Below are 19,521 nucleotides of genomic sequence, written 5' to 3' on the forward strand. Positions count from 1 at the left end.
CTTAGCGGTACTCTTTTTTTATTGAAGAAAAGGAATTCTTAATTGTGACTGAATAGTTATGAAAGTTTACTGTAGGTTTACGCAAAAACCTTATAGTTGTAAAAGAAGGCATGCAGCACAGCAAATGGACCGTTTACAAACGGTTAAACTTTAAGTAAGAGAGGTTATTATATGTACAAAATAGTAAAGAAAAAAACATTGAATCCAACTGTCGTATCCATGGAAATAGAAGCACCTTTGATTGCAAAAAAAGCTGAGCCAGGTCAGTTTGTCATTTTGCGGGTGGATGAAAGGGGAGAAAGGATTCCCCTGACCATAGCAGATTTTAACAGAAGCGCCGGAACTGTTTCTATTATATTCCAAATTGTTGGCGCCACAACGGAGCAATTAAATCAAAAAAAAGAAGGAGAATTCATTTGTGATTTTGTCGGTCCTCTGGGAATCGCCACCCATACTAAGGGGTTAAAAAAGGTTGCAATCATCGGTGGAGGAGTCGGATGTGCCATTGCCTATCCGGTTGCAAAAAAGTTACATGAGCAAGGAGCAGAGGTTCATTCGATTACAGGCTTCAGAACAAAGGAGCTGGTTCTATTAGAGGATGAGTTTCGTCAGGTTTCCAGTCAATTTTATGTCATGACTGATGATGGCAGCTATGGCCTGAAAGGTCTGGTAACGGATCAATTAAAAAATCTAATTGCAAGCGGGGAAAAATATGATGAAGTTCTTGCAATCGGCCCTTTAATAATGATGAAGTTTGTATGTCAATTAACGAAACCATATAAGATCAAGACAGTGGTCAGTATGAATCCAATTATGATTGACGGAACGGGTATGTGTGGAGGCTGCCGCCTTTCCATCAATGGAGAAACCAGATTTGCCTGTGTGGATGGGCCGGATTTTGATGAGCACAGGGTTGATTTCGATGAAGCAATGGAGAGGGCTAATTTTTACCATTCCTTTGAACGTAAATCCCATGAAAATATTTGTAATCTTTTAAAAAAGGAGGTTCAGTAAAATGCTAAATATGTCATTAAAAGAGAATGAAATGTTATATCACGACAGGATGGCAAGAATTAAGAGCTTTCAGGAAGTGGCACCAGGGTATAGCTTAGAACAGGCAATGGAGGAAGCAGAAAGATGCTTAAGGTGTAAAAATAAGCCTTGTGTCAATGGATGCCCTGTTCAAGTTGATATACCTGAATTTATCAGTCAAATAGCCCAGGGTGAAGCTGAAAAGGCTTATGAGATTCTTTCCCGCTCCAATTCACTTCCGGCTGTTTGCGGAAGAGTTTGTCCTCAGGAAAACCAATGTGAAGGTAAATGTGTCAGAGGGATAAAAGGAGAGCCGGTTGCTATTGGTAGACTGGAGCGTTTTGCCGCAGATATGCACATTAAAAATGATAAGGAGGCTCCCCTTTTAGAGGTATCAAATGGGCATAAGGTGGCAATTGTTGGTTCTGGGCCTGCTGGTTTGGCCTGTGCTGGCGATCTGGCCAGAAAGGGCTATGAAGTAACTGTTTTCGAAGCACTTCATTTGGCTGGAGGTGTATTGGTATATGGTATCCCGGAGTTCAGGCTGCCCAAAGCGATTGTAGAAAAAGAAATTGACACGTTGGTTCAAATGGGTGTGGAAATAAAAACGAACATGGTCATCGGGAAGATATTGTCAATTGATGAATTGTTAGATCAAGGGTTTGAGGCAGTCTTTATAGGAACAGGAGCAGGTCTTCCCAAATTTATGGGGATTCCAGGAGAAAATCTGAAGGGTGTCTATTCAGCCAATGAATTTTTAACCCGGGTGAATTTGATGAAAGCATATCAGCATGATGCTAGAACACCGATTTATAAAGCCAAAAAAGTTGCTGTCATCGGCGGCGGAAATGTAGCAGTGGATGCGGCCAGATGTGCGATAAGACTGGGAGCAGATGAGGTGATGATTGTATACCGCCGTTCTGGAGAGGAGCTGCCAGCCAGAAAAGAAGAGGTTGAACATGCAAGAGAGGAAGGGATTCATTTTCATTTTTTAACGAATCCGGTAGAAATCTTAGGTGATGAAAAGAATCATGTAAAAGGGATCAAATGCGTTGAAATGGAATTAGGAGAGCCGGATTCTTCCGGAAGGAGAAAGCCCATTGTAAAAGAAAAATCAGAGAGGCTATTTGAGGCTGATTGTGTCATTATGTCCATTGGGACATCGCCAAACCCATTAATTAAATCAACAACCTGTGGGCTAGAAACGCAAATATGGGGAGGGATTATTACCGATGAAAAAACAGGCCTTACTTCACGAAAAGGGATTTATGCAGGCGGAGATGCGGTAACAGGGGCGGCAACTGTCATATTAGCCATGGGGGCTGGGAAGGCTGCAGCAATGGCCATTGACAGAGATATAAGACAATATAAAAAAATTCAGTGTCAATCATTAACGGCGAATGGTTTATTTGAAAAAGGTAATAAATAATAAAACACAAAAAAATATTGGTCAATTTATCTTGAGTTTACCTTTATCATGTAAATTGTAATTATAATCAAATTATTGATTTTGCTCAACAATGTTTTAGGAAAAATACCAGTAATCAGGAGGAGACAGTTATTATGAAAGCTTTTAACAAAAGTATTGTAGTCACAGGTGGAGGAAATGGAGTAGGAAGACAAATCGTACTAGCATTACTTTCAAAAGGAGCATCAGTCATCGCTGTAGATATTAATCAAGCTGCTTTGGATGAAACAGTTAAATTATCAGGAAACAATCGAAGGCTTTATACCCATGTTGTGGATATATCAAATAGAGAACAGGTGCTGGAATTTGCAAAGGAGGCGGCATTAAAATACAAACACCTGGATGGTCTGATTAATTGTGCAGGAATTATTCAGCCCTTTATTAATCTCAACGAACTGGAGCTTGATAAAATCGACCGGGTCATGAATGTAAATTTTTATGGTACACTCTACATGACCAAGGCCTTTTTACCCTATTTAATGAAGCGGCCCGAAGCCCATCTGGTCAATGTATCCAGTATGGGAGGCTTTCTGCCAGTACCTGGACAGAGTATTTACGGCGCTTCTAAAGCAGCTGTGAAGGTAATGACGGAAGCCCTTCATTCAGAATTAAAGAAAACCAATGTAAAGGTTACGGTGATCGTTCCGGGGGGTGTCGCTACGGATATCAAGATTAATTCTGATATTAAGGGAAGCAAGCCGGCAGCAGAAGACGAAAGGGCAAAAAATATGCTTTCCCCTGAACAAGCTGCCAAGCTGATTGTTGATGCTATGGAAAACGACCGTTTCCGTGTCTTTATCGGAAAAGATTGTAAGGTAATGAACCTTTTATACAGTCTCAGACCTTCCTTTGCAATGAAAATGATCAATAAAGTGATGGATTCCAACAGTCATTAATGGCAGAATTCATATCTTTTTATACGCGGATGATGGCCAGTTTTCTTTTTAGCATATTGACGAATGAAGCGAGGTTATTAAGTGAAGATTAGAGAAAAGATAAAGAGTGCAACCGTGGACTCAATTAAGTTTAAACTGGTTATTGCAGTGATCATCGTACAAATTTTAAGCACCAATATAGGGCAGCTAGTGAATGCAGTTTTTGTCACAGGAAGAAATGCCATTTCCTCACTGGGAGTAGAAACCAGTTATTTAGAAGGTGAAATCGGCTTTTATGTATCATCTGGATTAAATATAATTATCTCGGTCATGATTGTTGTCTTCATTTATGATAAATTCGTTTTAAATCGACTGAAGAAGGTGTTACTTTATACAGAAAAACTGGGAGATGGGGATTTGTCAAACCAACTGGTTTTTGAAGGAAATGATGAGATTGGAAGGCTTGGACATGGGTTTGATAAGGCGACATCAAAAATTAAATGTTTGATTTCAGAGCTGCAGGAAATATCAAAAAAGATCAATGCATCAAGCCATGAAATAGCCATAACGGCAAAAAGCTCCTCCTCCAGCATTAATACAATTTATGATACCTCCTCGAGGCTTTCGGAAGACGCACTTTATCTATTAGAGGTGACCCAAAAGGCATCCTTGGTCATCGAAGAGATTGTCGAGGCCAATCAGTCCCTTACCCAGCAAATTGCTTTTGCACTAAAGGCTTCTGATGAAATGGAGACCAGGGCATCAGACATGAAGAAAAGAGTGGTAGACTCTCTTGCCAAGGCAGATACTACCTATTCTGATAAACACGAAAAAATAGTAAGGGCGATTGAAGAGGGAAAGATCGTAGGGGAAATAGCAGTAATATCCAATGCCATTAAAGAAATTGCAGTACGAACTAATCTACTGGCACTGAATGCATCTATTGAGGCGGCAAGAGCTGGAGAAGGGGGAAAGGGCTTTCTGGTTGTTGCCAACGAGGTGAAAAAACTGGCCAACCAATCTTCGGATGCAATTTCAGTCATTGAAAGGCTGGTAACTCAGGTAACTCAAGTATTTGAAAACCTGACGGAGAGCTCACAGGATATTCTAAAGTATATCGATGTGAATGTAAAAGCAGATTACCAATTGCTTCTTCAAACCGGAGAGCAATATGAAGAGGATGCAAAAGCCTTTAAAAATATATCAACCTCAGTAAAGGAATCAGCTACAGCTGTGAATCAGTCCATCCGTAAAATCAGTCATATGATAAATGATGTTGCTGAGACGGCGGATAAAAGCTCGGATTATACTCTAGAGATTAATTCCAGTCTATGTGAAATTAATCTAGCTTTAAATGAAGCAGCAGTTTCAGCAGAAAACCAGTCGAACCAGGCAGAAAAATTACAGAAATTATCTGATAAATTTAAGCTATAATTCATTCTACCGATAAGCCGATGGATCAATCTACGGCTTATTTTTTTGCTGATTTTCATTATATAAAGGAAATTTTGAAATAAGTCGTTCTAACCTGATAAAATTATGATTTCAAAATCCTTTTTAATTTACTTTCACGTTACCTTACCGTACTAAGATTAAGATATAGAAAAGAAAGGCTAACACTTTAGATAGAGGTTGCCTAAATAACTTATTATAGGAGAGCGATGAATGATGAGCATAAAAGACAAGACAGAGGCATTTGTACTACAAAAAGTAATTGAATATGTATCGGGAAACCCAGAGAAAAACTTGCCGAAGCTTTTAAACTGGGCCGATGGATTTGATCGAAATGGACACTGGGAGTCACAGAGAAAAACCCTTCGTGATATTGTAGAAAACCCTGATAATAACTGGTACCGCTATGTTTTAGGGTTATATAAAGACGCTGACCCGGAAATTTTAAAGGTCACCTTTCGAAACTTTTTCATTAATGCAAGCATGATCGGATTTCAAAAACAAAGGGAACTGGAGAAAAAACACAACTGTAATATTCCTTGGGCGATACTGATGGATCCGACTTCTGCCTGTAACCTTAAATGTACAGGATGCTGGGCGGCTGAGTATGGCGGTAAACTGAACCTGTCTTATGAAGCATTGGATTCTATTATCAGTCAGGCAAATGAACTGGGGACCTATTTCTTCCTTTATTCCGGAGGAGAGCCCCTGGTCAGGAAAAAAGATATTATTCGTTTATGCGAGGCGCATCCAGACTGTCAGTTTACTGCCTTTACCAATGGAACCTTAATTGATGAAGCCTTTGCCGATGATCTGTTGAGGGTTAAAAACTTTATTCCGGCAATTAGTGTGGAGGGCTTTGAAGAGGCAACAGATTTCAGGAGAGGTGATGGAACCTTCCTAAAGGTAAGAGAAGCCATGGCCTTGCTAAAAAGAAAGAAAATCCCCTTTGGTATTTCTTGTTGCTATACCAGTAAGAATGTGGATATTATCGGATCGGAAGCCTACTTTGATCAAATGATAGAATGGGGAGCGAAATTCTGCTGGTTCTTTACCTATATGCCGGTAGGAAAGGATGCAGTTCCAGAGCTGATGGTCAGTGCTGAACAGCGGGAATTCATGTATCGTAAAATTCGGGAATTCCGGGAAACGAAACCACTGTTTACCTTGGATTTCTGGAATGACGGTGAATATTCCGAGGGCTGTCTTGCAGCCGGGAGGCGTTATCTGCATATTAATGCCAATGGAGATATGGAACCCTGTGCCTTTATTCATTATTCTGATTCCAATATAAAAGAAAAAACCTTGTTGGAAGGGCTAAAATCACCACTGTTTACGGAATATCGAAAAGGACAGCCCTTTAACACAAACCATTTAAGGCCCTGTCCCCTTTTAGATAATCCTGGTGCACTGGCTAAAGCAGTCAACACTTCAGGAGCCCATTCCACAGATTTACAGAATCCGGAGGATGTGAATGAACTATCAGAGAAATGTTTAAATGCAGCGAATGCCTGGGAAGCCGTGGCAGAGGAGTTATGGAGATGTGGGAAGTGCGGACAATGCTAAAGGTTATAAAAAAAGAGAGATGAGGGGTAACCATGAAAAATAAAAAAGTAATTTTAACGGCAGTAATTACATTAGTTAGTATTATTTTTATAAAAAAATAGCTACAAAATAGTACTAAAAGGACTAGATAAAAAAAGACTGAAGAAGGAGGGAAAATAGATTATGCGAAAAGTGTGTGTCATAACAGGCGGCGGCAGTGGTATGGGACTTGCCACCGCCAAGGTTATGGGAAAGGATCATTATGTTATTATATGCGGCAGAAACCCTCAGAAGCTAGAGGGTGCTGTAAAGGAACTAAAGGGCGCAGGAATTGAAGCGGAGGCTTTTCCCTGTGATGTTTCGAACTATACCAGCGTCGAGAAGCTGGCATATTATGCAAAAGCCAAGGGGACGGTGGCTGCAGTAATTCATGCAGCGGGAATGTCACCCCATATGGGGGATGCAAGAACCATTATGGAGGTAAATGCCCTGGGAACTATTTATGTGAACAATGCCTTTTATAAGGTCATGGAGAAAGGTTCCTGTCTTATAGATGTATCTTCCATGTCAGCTTATTTAACACCTAGGATTGTCATGCCGGTCAGGAAGTATAAATACAGTCTGAAGGACCCGGAATACTTTATGAAAAAAATCATGAGAAGTGTTAATTTATATCCCCAAAAAGTACGTTCCGGCGTTGCTTACGGTATATCGAAGAATTTTGTAATATGGTTTGCAAAACAGGATGCTGCCAGATTTGGAAATAAAGGGATAAGGGTACTTTCGATATCACCAGGTAATTTTGAAACACCCATGGGAGAATTAGAGAAGGAGGAGGCCAATGACTATATCAAGTTTTGTGCTATTAAGCGGTTTGGCCGTGTAGAGGAAATTGCAAGTCTTTTTTCCTACTGCGCTGGTGAAGGTGCAGGATATCTTACAGGTGTAGACATACTATGCGATGGAGGATTAGTTGCATCAGGGGTCAATCCCCTGTTCAAAAAATAGTATGTGCTAGATAGCGTATAAAGGACTTATGTAGATGGCGTTATAAGAGGCTAGTGCTAAAAATATTCAGATAGAGCCTATATCCTGTTTAACTTTTAGGATATAGGCTCTGTTTAGTACTAAGGATTGAAGCTTTAACAGTTCACATGGTGCCTGCCCTTGGGTACAATAAAGGGGGACCCAGATACGGGGTCAGCGATGACCGTACAGTCAAGATCAAAGACCTTCTTGATCAACGTCTCTGTAATGATATCTGAGGGGGCACCCTGGGCAATGAGCTTTCCTTTGTGAACAGCGAATATATAATCTGCATATCGGGCAGATAAATTAATATCATGAAGTACCATTACAATGGTGGTGCCACGCTTTTTATTTAAATCTGTCAGTAAATCAAGAATTTCAACCTGATAGGTAATGTCAAGGAAGGTGGTAGGCTCGTCTAAAAGAAGTATGTCCGTCTGTTGAGCCAGGGCCATGGCGATCCATACCCGTTGACGCTGGCCGCCAGAAAGCTCGTCAACGCTTCTGTTTGCCAGGTCTGTAATACCCATAAGGGCCAGGGCCTCCTCCACCGCCTCGTAATCTTTTTTGCCTAAACCCTTGAAAAAGGATTGATAGGGGAACCGACCCCGACCAACCAAATCCGCCACAGTAATACCCTCCGGCACCACCGGGGATTGGGGAAGCAGCCCCAGAACCTTTGCCAATTCCTTAGGGGGCATGGTGGTGATTTTTTTACCGTCCAGTAAAATTTCTCCAGCCGTTGGCTGAATCAACCTGGAAAGGGTTTTAAGCAGGGTGGATTTTCCACAGGCGTTGGCACCGATAATCACACTGATTTGATGGTCTGGGATTGTAATATCTATTCCTTCAAGGATGGTTTTTTTATCATATCCTGCCATGATATGATTAGCTTTTAATAAATGTGAAGTATTCATGCCGCTCCTCCTGTTCTATTCATACGAATGAGTAGATAAAGTAGATAGGGTGCCCCCAGGATGCCGGTGATAATCCCAACCGGAAACCGAACATCAAAGGCAAATTGACCAATTAAGTCTGCCCCCAAAACTAGAATAGCACCTACCAGGCCCGATGGCAGCTCGTTAGAGGAACCAACTCCCACCAGTTTAGCTGCAATGGGCCCCGATAAGAAGGCGACGAAGGCAACGGGTCCAGTGATGGCAGTGGCAAAGGCTATTAAGAATACCCCGCTTAAGATCAGCATGATTCGAGTAAGGTTTGTTCTTACACCAAGGGTGACTGCCGACTGCTCACCCAGCTCTAAAATTTTTAGATCTCTGCCCAGCAGGATGATTACCAGGCCAAAAAATATCACAATCAGAGCTAAACCAGGGATTGAAGACATTCTGATGCCATTGAGGCTTCCACTGAGCCATCTAAGGGCGCCGGGTACATCATATTGGGAGGCCTTAAGCAGCAGATAAGAAATAAAGGAATTTAACATGGCCTGTACGCCAATTCCAATGAGGATCAGCTTACCACCAGAGAAGTTACCGCCACTGGATAGGACATAAATCAATAGGGCCACTCCAAGGCCCGCAGCCATGGCACTGATAGAAACAATACTACCGCTGGCCTTAAGTACCAGTATGCAAAAAACAGCAGCTGCACTGGCACCAGAGGTTATTCCAATGATATCTGGGCTGGCCAGGGGATTCCGAAGCATGGTTTGAAAAGTACTGCCAGCCATTCCAAATGCCATACCAACCAGTAAGCCTGCAAGCATCCGTGGTAGTCTGAGGGTAGCGATTGCAAAGGTGGCACCTTGAATTTGCTCACCCAAAAGAACCTTAATTACCACATCAAGGGAATAGACGGTATTCCCAAGTAGAAGGGCAGTAACACAAAGGGCTAAGACTAATAAACCTAGGAGTAGCGTAACAATGATCCATCTTAAGCGTCTATGACGATAGCCGGATTGAACAATATTAAGCTCTTTCTGCATCATATTCCACGCCCCTTCGCCCTCATGGCAATGATAATTAATATTGGAGCCCCCAAAAAGGCGGTTACGATTCCTGCCTCAAGCTCTCCTGGGCTTCCAATGAGCCTTCCAAGGACATCGGAAGTGGTTAATAGGATTCCGCCCCCAATGGCTGACATGGGAATAATGATCTTTAAATTAGGCCCACAGATCAATCGCATAATATGTGGAATCATTAGACCTACAAAGCCGATAGGGCCTGCAAGGGCAGTAGTGGCACCACACAGCAATACCCCGGCAAAGGCGCCTGTCAATCGAATCACTCCTGTACGAACGCCTAACCCCGTTGCAAGATCTTCTCCCAGGGCAAGGGCATCCAGGGCGGGGCTCACCAACACACCGATTAATAGACCCACTGCAAGAAAGGGTAAGACTGTCCAGATGCCCTGCCATGTGGCGCCACTGATGCTGCCAACCTGCCAAAAACGAAAGGCATTCATTACCTCGGTACGGGGTAGAATGATGCTGCTGACAATGGAGGACAGGGCAGCGCTGGTAGCCGCACCGGCTAAAGCAAGCTTGATGGGGGTTGCCCCTCCGGCCCCCATGGAGCCGATGCTATAAACAAAGACCGCCGTAACGGCAGCCCCCACCAGGGCAAACCAAATATATTGATTAGCTGAATTAATGTGAAAGAAGGTGATACCACCGACGACAAATAAAGAGGCGCCAGTATTAACCCCTAGAATACTGGGGTCTGCAATTGGATTACGGGTAATAGATTGCATAAGGGCACCAGAGACCCCAAGGGCGGCTCCGGCAATGATACCAAAAACAGTCCTTGGGATCCGTTCATGAACTACAATTTCATTTATGGTCTCTTTATTAGAATGAATTAAAGTTGTTATGACCTCATCAAAACTGATGAATCGGGCACCAAAGGCTAAAGAAGCCAAAATACACAAGGATAAAATAAGTAGACTGCCAATCACCAGGATGACTATTTTGGAATGCTTCATTTTACCTTATCAGCTGCCTCTCCGATGATACGAAGATAGTCATCGATTGTCGCCGGAATAGAAAGGGCACTGGGGGTTCCAGAGGCCGCCAGAGGTGTACCGTCTTCTATTAATACAACAGAGCCCCTTTTCACTGCCGGTATCCTTCCCATTAAGGAATCGGCTTGTAATGCAGTCAATAATGAGTCATCTCCATAGGCAATAATAATATCGACGTCTTCTAATAAATCCACATTTTCTGCACTGATTTCTAAGGCAAAGCTATCGGATTCTGTAGCCAGTTTAGTTACACTTTCAGGAAAGGTCATTCCCAGGTCTGTAAGGTAAGCGGCCCGGGGATCATTGGGAAGATACACAAAGAAATTTCCTAAATCAGCTGGATTGAAATAGAAGAAGGCAGCAGTCTTTCCTTCAAACTGTGGGTATTCTGCAATTTTTTCCTCAATCAATGCTTCCAATTCCTCAACCAGTGCTTCTCCTTCAGCCTTCATCCCCATACCCGTTGCATTAATCACGATCTGCTCTCTCCAGAAGGTCTGCCAGGGCAGGTTTGGGTATGCCACTACGGGAGCAATTTCACTTAATAAATCATATTCTTCCTGAGTAATACCTGAATAGGCCGCAAGAATGATATCCGGCTGACTATCACTGATGGCTTCAAAGTTTAGTTCAGTAATATCATCAAAAAGAGTCGGGCTTTCAACGCCTAATTCTTTAAATTTAGCTGCTGTCCAGGGTAATAGACCACTATCGTCAACAACTCCATAGTTAGCCTTAGAAATTCCTACAGGAACAACGCCTAATGCTAAGGATACATCTTGATTTCCCCAAGAGATGGTAGCAATACGTTCTGGTTTGCGCTCTATTACCGTTTCACCGAAGGCATGTTTGATGGTGAGTGGAAACATAGTCTCACCCGCTGTAACACCCTCTGGGTTGGTAGGGGGTTCAGTGGCATCCGGTGCAGTTGAAGCCTTTCCGCAGCCTGTTAAGGCCAGGGACAATACAATTACTGTTGCAGTAATGAATTTAATACCTTTAAGTTTCATAAGATATCCCTTCCTTTGTATTTAATAAATTAGATAAGTTTAGTTAATCATAACTAACTCAATAAATGAATATTATAATCATTCTCAACAAATGTCAAGTATTTTACATAGAATTTAACCTCAATCGAGAACCCTCTATGTTCATTTTTCAATATGATGCTGAGGATTATAAGTCTGTCACAAATATTTTTTTCAGAGTCTAGGTATGCCTACAATTACCCAGTGCCAAAGTGCCATCCCTTACTTTCTACCTTAGCCCTTTATTTTGCTAAAGGGTTAAGTACATTTCATATTGTACAATTTCCTTTTTAGCAAAGCCTAAATGCCTTGCAAAGCCCGAAAGATTAGCATTATTGGGAAAGCTAATATGCAATGTCTTAAGCTGTAGCGCTTCGGCTCCCCTGTTTATCAAAGCCCTTGCAATTCCTTGATGTCTTTCAGAGGGCTTTGTCCATATAAAATGAAGGCTCCCGGCTGAATGAAGGCTTAAGGCCGCCACCAGTAGACCCTCCTTGTAACAGCCGAAGTGCTTGATGCCAGTCTTTTTTTCCATATAATCAAAATCATTTTGCCAGTTGATATGTATATCCCCCAGCCCTTCTGAAAGAACCTTTATGGCCTCAAGTGATATCTCCTGTACTTCTATGGGTGCTTTTGCTTTATTTTCCTGGGCCTTCACTTCATAGGAATAGTAGCTAAGGTCATATACCCTTTCATAGCCAAGTCCTTTATAAAATTTGATGGCTCTTTCATTTTCGGCAATCACTTCTAAAAACAATTGCTTACAGCCATTATTAAGGGCTGATTGCCTGTGGAGCTCAAAGAGCTCCTTACTAACTCCACTTCCCCTGTAATCCGGGTCGACACCAAGGGTACCGCAACGCATAGTTCTGATTTCCTCATAAACCTTTATCCCACCCAAAATCACTCCAACTGGCCTGTCATCATCAAAGGCAATAAAGGAGTTCTCCAGCTGATTTCCCTCAGGACCAAAAAATCGCTCTATAAAAACTTCCTGTGTCAGCTCCATTTTGATTATGTAATCACAGAAGCCTCTTTGAAAGGCATAGAAAATGTCTTCTGCATTTGCGTTTTTACAGCCTTCGTATATAATCAATACAATTCCTCCTTCGATTTTTTCTCTATTCTCATGATATTCTATTTTTTGACTCAAAGCAATTGAAACAGGCTTTAAATAACCAAAGGTGCCATCCACTTTTTCAATAGGGAAACCCGGTGCCAGTACTAAATAACCTTCTACCTAATTTAATGTCTACTATTTAAAGATAGAGCCTAAGATTAAAAAATAAGGCTGCTATTTTGGCGGTAAACAAATCAATGATATACTAAAATGTGTGGAAAACAAATAGTTGTACAAAACATACAACACACGAGCTTTATTTTTATATAGAGAATACATGTTAAAAAAACAACAGATATTTTAAAATTAAAATAGTTAGTTAAGATTGTACTGACTAAGAGATAATTTACCAGTTGCTAGTTATTTTTTTTGAAAAAAGTTAAACGTTTTCCTTTCAAGTAGAAGATCAGCTGCTTCTATTTTCTGAATTTTAAGGCATTGTAAGCCAAAAATAGTTTTCCACTCAATTTCTATTAGGATTGCTGCCTCGTCACAAATAACAAGAGATTATCATTATTATCCTACATTCTGCGGATAAAGGTAATATCAATCTAAAGGTCTCTGAAGAAGGGGAGGTGATTTTGGCTGAGCTTTTAGGTTAGTATCCTGGGTTAAGTGAGAATTAAGAGAAAAGCCCATAAAAAATATTATACGAGGAGGTAAAGGATGTTTTCATTTGATTATAAAGATGAGATTCGTTTTACAAAGGCTGTATACTATCATTTTAGGCCGATCCCGCTGCCAAAGCCATTTAAAGACGCCACCGGCGGTATGGGAAAGTTCGCTCCGGAGCAGGGGTGTATTGAGCTTTATGATGATGAAGGGGCCTGTGCCCACCTTTCAGTAGCAAGGGGTTTTGTAAAGGATATTCTTCCCATGATTCTGAATGGCGAGAAGAAAAGCTATAATGAATGGCGAAAGACGCTGTATTGGAAAATCAGAAACAGCGGTTTTCAAAGTGGGCAAGCCGTAATGGTAGGTATGCTAGATTTAATGATGCTAGATATTTTGGCCCAGAGGGCCGGGCAGCCTTTACATAGATTCATGGGGGCAACAAAGGACTGGGCGGCTGCTTATAAAGGCGGAGGGTCTATTTTACTGGATGATGAAGAACTGATAGAGGATATGACGAGATACGTGGAAGAAGGCTACACGACAATCAAGTTCAAAGTGGGCAGTGATGATATGGAACGGGATTTAAGAAGAATAGAAAAGGTTAGAAGGGCAGTTGGAGACAACGTTAACATAGCCGTTGATGCCAATCAGAAATGGGATGTAAAGACAGCCTTTGCCTTCTCGGAATTGGTAAAGCCCTATAATCTTGCCTGGCTTGAAGAGCCAATTCATTCCCACGATATGAATGGGATTAAATCCTTGAAGGATATGGGGGTTACGATTCCTATTGCATTTGGTGAATCTATGCGAATTTCCTATGCCTACGAAACTTATATTGAGAAGGGCGTAGATCATTTGCAGCCTTCTGTAGGCAGAATGACAAGAATGGATGATCTGATTCAAATCAGAGATATGGCCCGTAAAAATCATGTAAGATTTTCTTCAGGGGGCAGGATTTATCTTAACGCAATATTTGGCTGTCTCTATAATGAAGATGAGCTAATAGAATATCATGAGCCAATCAGTAGGCCTGTTGGGGAGTATACCCTATATCAGCCTGAAGAAAAAAATGGCAGATTCTACTGTCAAACAGATGTCAGCGGTAATCCCCAAAGAATGAATATAGAAAAGCTGGAAAGGGAGGGATTACTTGAAAGCAAACAAATTTTTTACACTGAAAAATAAATAAAGTCGGGTTTAAATACCAAAATCAATGACCTAACAAAGTGAGGGAGAGTGAAAAAATGAAAAAAATTTTAGGGTGTTTATTAGTTACTTTAATGCTGATGATGGTGGTTAGCGGCTGTGCTCAAAAAAATACAGGATCAAATACAAAAGATGTAGAAAACGTGTCAGATGATAGTCTTAAGTGGACCAATAATTCAGTTCACATTTTAATACCTGGTACACCAGGGGGTGGATCTGACTTGACAACTAGATATTTGACCCAAAGCTGGAACAAGATAAATGGAATTAATTTTCAACCAGTAAACTTTGATACCACTGTAGCATGCTTTAAGAGCCTTGTTAGCAAGAAGCCTGACGGTTTAAATCTGGCAATGGTTCACTCAGCATTGATAACACAGTATGTTACAGGGGCTACCGATATTCATCCCCTAGAGGATGTAACCCTTATTGCCAATATCGGAAATAATGGACTTAGAGCCCTTGCGGTGCCGGTAGATGCACCTTATGATACCTTTGAAGAATTTTTAGCGTATATTAAAGAAAATCCTGGAAAAGTCAAAGCAGGAATATCTCCTAATGGAACCACTCAATTCTTAATGGGTACGCTGGAAAATAAATTAGATATTAAGTTTAATTATGTAGAGGCTTCGGCAGAAACAGACAGATTAACTAACCTAGCAGGTGGTTTTATTGATATTGGAAGTATTTCTTTAGCAAATGGCTTAGAGTATGAAAAGGCAGGTAAGCTGAAGGTTATAGCCACTGTCGGAGCAAATGGAGCCAAAATTGCAGACTTTGAGTCCAATGCACCTGAAAACTATAGAACTATTCAGGAAATGGGATACGAAAATGTGTATGCCGTAACCAATTACTATATTATAGGGCCAGCTGGTATGGACGAGGAGCAGGTTAAAGTAATTAGCGAATCCCTAAAGGGCATTGTGGAGGAGGGTTCTCCCTATGTTGACGGAATGAAGGAAATGGGCCAGGTTCCTGAGTGGTATGGTATAGAAGAATCGAAAGCGATACTTGAAGATGAACTAAACACATTAACTGATGTGGCAAAGTCCCTTTCGATTTTCAACGTAACAAAATAATATATATTGGGTTAATTTAAAAAATAATTTACGAGGAGAGGAACCGTGAAAAAGGACAGGTTAATCGGAATAGGTGCTATTTTAACTGCTATATTTTTCTTTTATCATACACGCTCAATCAGAGTTCCGGAAAATATTGTAGATCCAGGGCCTCGTCTTCTGCCATACCTGGCAGAGGCCCTGATGGTTATTTGCGGTATCGGCATAATTGTACAGTCAGAAATCAAAAAGGAAGAAGAAAAGACATACTTAACCAAAGATGGCTGGAAAAGGCTCGGGATTGCCTTTGGAGTATTGATTGCTTATGCCATTGCCCTTACATATGTTGGGTTTATATGGGCAACACCCTTTATGGCCTTTGCTTTAGTCAATATGCTTAGTGGAGAAAAAAAGGTTTCACTTGCCGTAAACATAATTCTTTCCATTGTAATTTCAGCAGCTCTTTATCTGATCTTTGCAAAAGGCTTTGGAGTCATGCTGCCACAAGGCAAATTCTAGGGGGTGTATCATGGAAGCTTACTTATCTAGCTTATTACTAATTCTTCAGCCTATAAATTTACTTTTGATCATATTAACCTCAGTAGTTGGGATTATCTTTGGTGCCATTCCAGGGCTTAGTGCGGCAATTGGTATATCTCTGCTGCTTCCCGTTACCATAGGAATGGACACAGTAACTAGTTTCGTTATGCTGATTGCTATGTATGTAAGTGGCGTATCGGGCTCTTTTATAGGTGCCACCTTAATTGGTATCCCAGGTAGCTCCTCATCCATTGCAACAACCTTCGATGCCTATCCTATGACAGAGAGGGGCGAGGCCACTAGGGCCCTTACTATCGGAATTTTGGCCTCCTTTATAGGAACACTGCTATCGATTCTAATTGCAACCTTTTTAAGCCCCGTAATTGCTGATTTTGCACTGAAATTGGGGCCATGGGAATATGCCAGCCTGTGTTTTGCAGCCATTACATTGGTAGCAGCATTATCCCAGGGAAGTATGTTTAAGTGTCTTTTGGCTACATCGTTGGGACTCCTATTAGGCTCAGTTGGAATGGATAAAGTCTCGGGGGTGCTGCGTTTTACTTTTGGTAATCATAACCTAGACAACGGCATCAGCGTTATTGCCATTACACTGGGTATATTTGCATGCCGTCAAATTGCAACAAACTATGCAAAGGGCTGTCAGGTACTTCCAGAGGTGAAGGAAGGTAATATTCGCGGCCTGGGCATCAGCATCAAGGATTTTACAGAAAATATTGGAATTATTATACGCACCTTCCTGATCGGTCTGTGGGTAGGGTTTCTTCCAGGTATGGGGTCGGGTGTTTCCAACATGATTGCCTATGCCCATGCCAAGTCAAGCAGTAAAGATTCTGAAGAATTTGGTAAAGGGCATCCAGGGGGCATTTGGGCTTCCGAAGTATCTAATAATGCATCAATCGGTGGAGCCATTATTCCCATGATGGCCTTAGGAATACCAGGAGACAGTATTACAGCCATGCTCCTTACCGGGTTAATGATCCATGGATTGCAGCCTGGTCCTCTTATGATCACTTCAAATCCACAAATATCCTACTTAATATTTGCAGGAATTTTAGTCAGTGCTATTATCGTAGTGATTATGCAGCTTGTGGCAAAGCGATGGTTCCCACTGATTTTAAAAATACCTTACCACTTCCTATACAGCTCTATTTTGATTTTAGCCTTTATAGGTGCATATGGTACTGCTAATAGTATTTTTAGTATTTATGTTATGATTGGTTGCTGTGTGTTGGGGGTAATTATGGCCCTGGGTGAACTGCCTACCAGTCCCTTTATCTTAGCCTTTATCCTTAGCCAAAACTTAGAGGCCTATTTTAGAAAAGGCGTTAGTTATGCAGATGGAGATTACACCAAATTTTTTACACGACCAATTTCCTTGATCTTTTTGTTAATTGCAATTATCAGTGTTGTATGGCCCATATTTAAAAAATATGTATTAAAGAAAAAAATGCAGCAACAGCCAATAATAGACGGGAGGAGTATAACAAAATGCTAAATCAAAGATGGGTATTCCGCGATGAAACAGCACCCAGAGAGGTTGCCGATGGCGTTGTAAGAAGGGTTCTAGCATATAGTCAGGATTTAATGTGTGTTGAAAATGCCTTTGAAGAAGGGGCAATAGGAAGCCTCCATCATCACCCCCATACTCAGATAACCTATGTAGTCAGCGGTGAATTTGAGTTTGAAATAGAGGGTGAAAAGAAAATTGTAAGGGCAGGAGATACAATGCTTAAAATGGATGGGGTAAAGCACGGCTGCAAATGCCTGAAAAAAGGTGTGCTGCTGGATATATTTAATCCTATGCGTGAGGATTTTGTATAAGTTGTAATTTAAAGCAGTCACCGTTGTAGGCCGGTTCTGTCTTAGTAGCCTGGTGTCAAGTATTCAGCAGTTTTTAACGACTATACTATGAGATAAATACCCTTAAAATATCAGGGGCAATTGTTTTAGGTATTACAATGATCTTAAATATTCCATATATTCATACTAGAAAAGAGAAAGAAAAAAGATGAATCTTATAGTGCAAACTAGGATTCATCTTTTTTTATTGCTGAGAAAATCAATTTTTTAAGCCACTTTTAAATCAATATTTACAGTACTAAATTCATTATTTATTGAAAGATGTTATAAGAAATTTAATATTCGGGATTTTATTTACCATTTTAGTCCATTTTTCGTGACTTGCTTTTGATATTTCAAGTGTTTCATTGTCTCTTGCCAAAACAATGCCGCTATCTTCTTCTCTAGCTTCATAAATCACCTCATTCCCTTCATTATCATAAGGATAAAGTCCATCCCACCATAAATCAAACATGCCGTGTTCAATTACGATATATGACTTATGGCCTTCTGAAATATTGGTAAAATCCACAGGTGCAAATCCTTCATAGTTTCTATTCAAGGCTTCAGTTTCAGGTATTACCTCATAGACACTTAATGGATAAAGTGAATGATCTTTCTGAAAACCTACAGAAATATTTGGAAATTCACGGTTGGGATCAGAATAAAACAATATTTCTTCATCGTATTCGTCTTGTTTAATTACTGCTGTTAAGCCGTTAGTTCGATAGAAAATTGATCCTTCTTCAAATTCAGGCTTAATGACAAAATCATCATATACTTGCTTCTTGATGCCCGGAATGGTTACATTTCCAAGTATTTCTTCCGTTCCATCCTGGTATTTAACCGCAACCTCCACTTCTAAATTGTCTTTTTTTCCTTCAAATAACTCTGCATGTACTTCAAAGACATGGGTCTCTTTCTCATTAGGAAATATATAAACTTGTACTTCTGGACCTACGTTGATATATTGATCAAGATAATGAGTCTTATATCTAAAAATTGTTGATTCGATATTTTGGATGTCTTCAGTTTTTACCTGAGTAGTAATCTTTCCCTGTAGATATTGGGCCGTTACTTTTATCTTTTGATTTGACTGCCCGATTACCATCCAGACAGTAAAAAGGAATAATAATGCTATAACCCCCAAAAAAAGTCTTTTCATATTTTCCTCCTTTTAATTGCTCTCGTTTTGTAAAGTTAAATGAAAAATGAGGACCTCTAAACCTTTTTTACAATAACTATTTCAATTTTCAATTGGTTTTACTTGACCAATTTTGTTAGGGCAGAGTAGAACCACCCTGGAAATGGTTGCTTTTTCCATGCCATATACATTATAAAACAAAAGAAAAGACTTTTTCAAACATTTTTCCTTTTTTACTCCCTCTCAACTGCTGGCCTCCCTTATAAAAGTAACTTTCAAAACTAACAAAAAAGGATATATGTTGATTTTCAAATTAACTAAAAGATTTGCAGCAGATTTCTGGTTGAGGGCAGGAAAATAGTGCATAAGCCAAAGAACTTTAATAAAGTGATAATAGAGGATATTAATTTCGATTCATTGGCAATAGTAGTAATAGAGAGCATAGAATTTAAGCTATTGCTGGGATTAAGTATTAATTTCTAAGTCAGTAAGCCTGATTACTATTGTATAATTAAGTATAAGATGATATGATAATTAAATAATTCTTAAATGAGGAGCGTATGA

At 40.5% G+C, this 19,521-nt stretch carries 17 protein-coding genes; 11 read left to right on the top strand and 6 right to left on the bottom strand.

All coding sequences use genetic code 11. The annotated features are described in order from the left end of the window. Positions 1 to 171: 171 nt before the first annotated feature. The 6 genes from ACYQ1I_RS12865 (at position 172) to ACYQ1I_RS12890 (ending at position 7,380) form a co-directional block, all read left to right on the top strand. Positions 172 to 1,014, top strand: coding sequence for a sulfide/dihydroorotate dehydrogenase-like FAD/NAD-binding protein (locus ACYQ1I_RS12865; RefSeq protein WP_459765939.1), 843 nt, complete (start codon positions 172 to 174; stop codon positions 1,012 to 1,014). 10 nt (positions 1,015 to 1,024) lie between these two features. Beyond that, the gene (gene gltA, locus ACYQ1I_RS12870) at positions 1,025 to 2,461 is read left to right on the top strand and encodes an NADPH-dependent glutamate synthase (RefSeq protein WP_459768173.1); all 1,437 of its coding nucleotides are present in this window, start codon (positions 1,025 to 1,027) and stop codon (positions 2,459 to 2,461) included. A gap of 134 nt (positions 2,462 to 2,595) precedes the next feature. Further along, positions 2,596 to 3,396, top strand: a complete 801-nt coding sequence (locus ACYQ1I_RS12875) for an SDR family NAD(P)-dependent oxidoreductase (protein ID WP_459765941.1) — start codon at positions 2,596 to 2,598, stop codon at positions 3,394 to 3,396. A gap of 81 nt (positions 3,397 to 3,477) precedes the next feature. After that, positions 3,478 to 4,809 carry a methyl-accepting chemotaxis protein gene (locus ACYQ1I_RS12880; protein ID WP_459765942.1) on the top strand — a complete coding sequence of 444 codons (1,332 nt, stop codon included), beginning with the start codon at positions 3,478 to 3,480 and terminating at the stop codon, positions 4,807 to 4,809. A gap of 231 nt (positions 4,810 to 5,040) precedes the next feature. Next, entirely contained in the window at positions 5,041 to 6,393 is a 1,353-nt protein-coding gene (locus tag ACYQ1I_RS12885) for a radical SAM/SPASM domain-containing protein (protein WP_459765944.1), read from the top strand. 162 nt (positions 6,394 to 6,555) lie between these two features. Next, positions 6,556 to 7,380, top strand: coding sequence for an SDR family NAD(P)-dependent oxidoreductase (locus ACYQ1I_RS12890; protein WP_459765946.1), 825 nt, complete (start codon positions 6,556 to 6,558; stop codon positions 7,378 to 7,380). Positions 7,381 to 7,514: 134 nt separating this feature from the next. Here the strand turns inward: ACYQ1I_RS12890 and ACYQ1I_RS12895 are convergent, their stop codons facing one another. The 5 genes from ACYQ1I_RS12895 to ACYQ1I_RS12915 all read right to left on the bottom strand — a co-directional run bounded on the left by ACYQ1I_RS12895 (position 7,515) and on the right by ACYQ1I_RS12915 (position 12,609). Continuing rightward, positions 7,515 to 8,318, bottom strand: coding sequence for an ABC transporter ATP-binding protein (locus tag ACYQ1I_RS12895; RefSeq protein WP_459765948.1), 804 nt, complete (start codon positions 8,316 to 8,318; stop codon positions 7,515 to 7,517). Next, positions 8,315 to 9,349, bottom strand: a complete 1,035-nt coding sequence (locus tag ACYQ1I_RS12900) for a FecCD family ABC transporter permease (RefSeq protein WP_459765950.1) — start codon at positions 9,347 to 9,349, stop codon at positions 8,315 to 8,317. The genes ACYQ1I_RS12895 and ACYQ1I_RS12900 overlap by 4 nt, the downstream gene beginning before the upstream one ends. Further along, a complete protein-coding gene (locus ACYQ1I_RS12905) occupies positions 9,346 to 10,344 on the bottom strand; it encodes a FecCD family ABC transporter permease (RefSeq protein ID WP_459765952.1) in 999 nt (332 codons plus the stop codon). The genes ACYQ1I_RS12900 and ACYQ1I_RS12905 overlap by 4 nt, the downstream gene beginning before the upstream one ends. Beyond that, positions 10,341 to 11,393: an iron-siderophore ABC transporter substrate-binding protein gene (locus ACYQ1I_RS12910; RefSeq protein ID WP_459765953.1), complete on the bottom strand. Its 1,053-nt coding sequence runs from the start codon at positions 11,391 to 11,393 to the stop codon at positions 10,341 to 10,343. The genes ACYQ1I_RS12905 and ACYQ1I_RS12910 overlap by 4 nt, the downstream gene beginning before the upstream one ends. Positions 11,394 to 11,661: 268 nt before the next feature. Beyond that, the gene (locus ACYQ1I_RS12915; RefSeq protein WP_459765955.1) at positions 11,662 to 12,609 is read right to left on the bottom strand and encodes a GNAT family N-acetyltransferase; all 948 of its coding nucleotides are present in this window, start codon (positions 12,607 to 12,609) and stop codon (positions 11,662 to 11,664) included. Between the two features lie 591 nt (positions 12,610 to 13,200). Here ACYQ1I_RS12915 and ACYQ1I_RS12920 point away from each other — a divergent pair. From ACYQ1I_RS12920 to ACYQ1I_RS12940, 5 genes are read left to right on the top strand one after another with little or no spacing between them, the layout of a single operon-like run. After that, positions 13,201 to 14,334 carry an enolase C-terminal domain-like protein gene (locus ACYQ1I_RS12920; protein ID WP_459765957.1) on the top strand — a complete coding sequence of 378 codons (1,134 nt, stop codon included), beginning with the start codon at positions 13,201 to 13,203 and terminating at the stop codon, positions 14,332 to 14,334. Between the two features lie 59 nt (positions 14,335 to 14,393). Continuing rightward, positions 14,394 to 15,434: a tripartite tricarboxylate transporter substrate binding protein gene (locus tag ACYQ1I_RS12925; protein ID WP_459765959.1), complete on the top strand. Its 1,041-nt coding sequence runs from the start codon at positions 14,394 to 14,396 to the stop codon at positions 15,432 to 15,434. A gap of 45 nt (positions 15,435 to 15,479) precedes the next feature. After that, positions 15,480 to 15,932: a tripartite tricarboxylate transporter TctB family protein gene (locus ACYQ1I_RS12930; RefSeq protein WP_459765961.1), complete on the top strand. Its 453-nt coding sequence runs from the start codon at positions 15,480 to 15,482 to the stop codon at positions 15,930 to 15,932. 10 nt (positions 15,933 to 15,942) lie between these two features. Beyond that, on the top strand, positions 15,943 to 17,469 hold the full coding sequence (locus ACYQ1I_RS12935) for a tripartite tricarboxylate transporter permease (RefSeq protein ID WP_459765963.1): 1,527 nt from the start codon (positions 15,943 to 15,945) through the stop codon (positions 17,467 to 17,469). Next, positions 17,463 to 17,795, top strand: a complete 333-nt coding sequence (locus ACYQ1I_RS12940; RefSeq protein ID WP_459765965.1) for a cupin domain-containing protein — start codon at positions 17,463 to 17,465, stop codon at positions 17,793 to 17,795. The genes ACYQ1I_RS12935 and ACYQ1I_RS12940 overlap by 7 nt, the downstream gene beginning before the upstream one ends. A gap of 286 nt (positions 17,796 to 18,081) precedes the next feature. Here ACYQ1I_RS12940 and ACYQ1I_RS12945 read toward each other — a convergent pair whose 3' ends face one another. Beyond that, positions 18,082 to 18,978, bottom strand: a complete 897-nt coding sequence (locus ACYQ1I_RS12945) for a hypothetical protein (protein WP_459765967.1) — start codon at positions 18,976 to 18,978, stop codon at positions 18,082 to 18,084. Positions 18,979 to 19,521: the final 543 nt, after the last annotated feature.

The sequence above is a fragment of the Alkaliphilus crotonatoxidans genome, from assembly GCF_054658015.1.

Coding starts and splice junctions, on each gene's coding strand:
- ACYQ1I_RS12865 (WP_459765939.1), top strand. CDS start 172: ATGTACAAAATAGTAAAGAAAAAAACATTGAATCCAACTGTCGTATCC.
- gltA (WP_459768173.1), top strand. CDS start 1,025: ATGTCATTAAAAGAGAATGAAATGTTATATCACGACAGGATGGCAAGA.
- ACYQ1I_RS12875 (WP_459765941.1), top strand. CDS start 2,596: ATGAAAGCTTTTAACAAAAGTATTGTAGTCACAGGTGGAGGAAATGGA.
- ACYQ1I_RS12885 (WP_459765944.1), top strand. CDS start 5,041: ATGATGAGCATAAAAGACAAGACAGAGGCATTTGTACTACAAAAAGTA.
- ACYQ1I_RS12890 (WP_459765946.1), top strand. CDS start 6,556: ATGCGAAAAGTGTGTGTCATAACAGGCGGCGGCAGTGGTATGGGACTT.
- ACYQ1I_RS12895 (WP_459765948.1), bottom strand. CDS start 8,318: ATGAATACTTCACATTTATTAAAAGCTAATCATATCATGGCAGGATAT.
- ACYQ1I_RS12900 (WP_459765950.1), bottom strand. CDS start 9,349: ATGATGCAGAAAGAGCTTAATATTGTTCAATCCGGCTATCGTCATAGA.
- ACYQ1I_RS12905 (WP_459765952.1), bottom strand. CDS start 10,344: ATGAAGCATTCCAAAATAGTCATCCTGGTGATTGGCAGTCTACTTATT.
- ACYQ1I_RS12910 (WP_459765953.1), bottom strand. CDS start 11,393: ATGAAACTTAAAGGTATTAAATTCATTACTGCAACAGTAATTGTATTG.
- ACYQ1I_RS12920 (WP_459765957.1), top strand. CDS start 13,201: ATGTTTTCATTTGATTATAAAGATGAGATTCGTTTTACAAAGGCTGTA.
- ACYQ1I_RS12925 (WP_459765959.1), top strand. CDS start 14,394: ATGAAAAAAATTTTAGGGTGTTTATTAGTTACTTTAATGCTGATGATG.
- ACYQ1I_RS12935 (WP_459765963.1), top strand. CDS start 15,943: ATGGAAGCTTACTTATCTAGCTTATTACTAATTCTTCAGCCTATAAAT.
- ACYQ1I_RS12940 (WP_459765965.1), top strand. CDS start 17,463: ATGCTAAATCAAAGATGGGTATTCCGCGATGAAACAGCACCCAGAGAG.
- ACYQ1I_RS12945 (WP_459765967.1), bottom strand. CDS start 18,978: ATGAAAAGACTTTTTTTGGGGGTTATAGCATTATTATTCCTTTTTACT.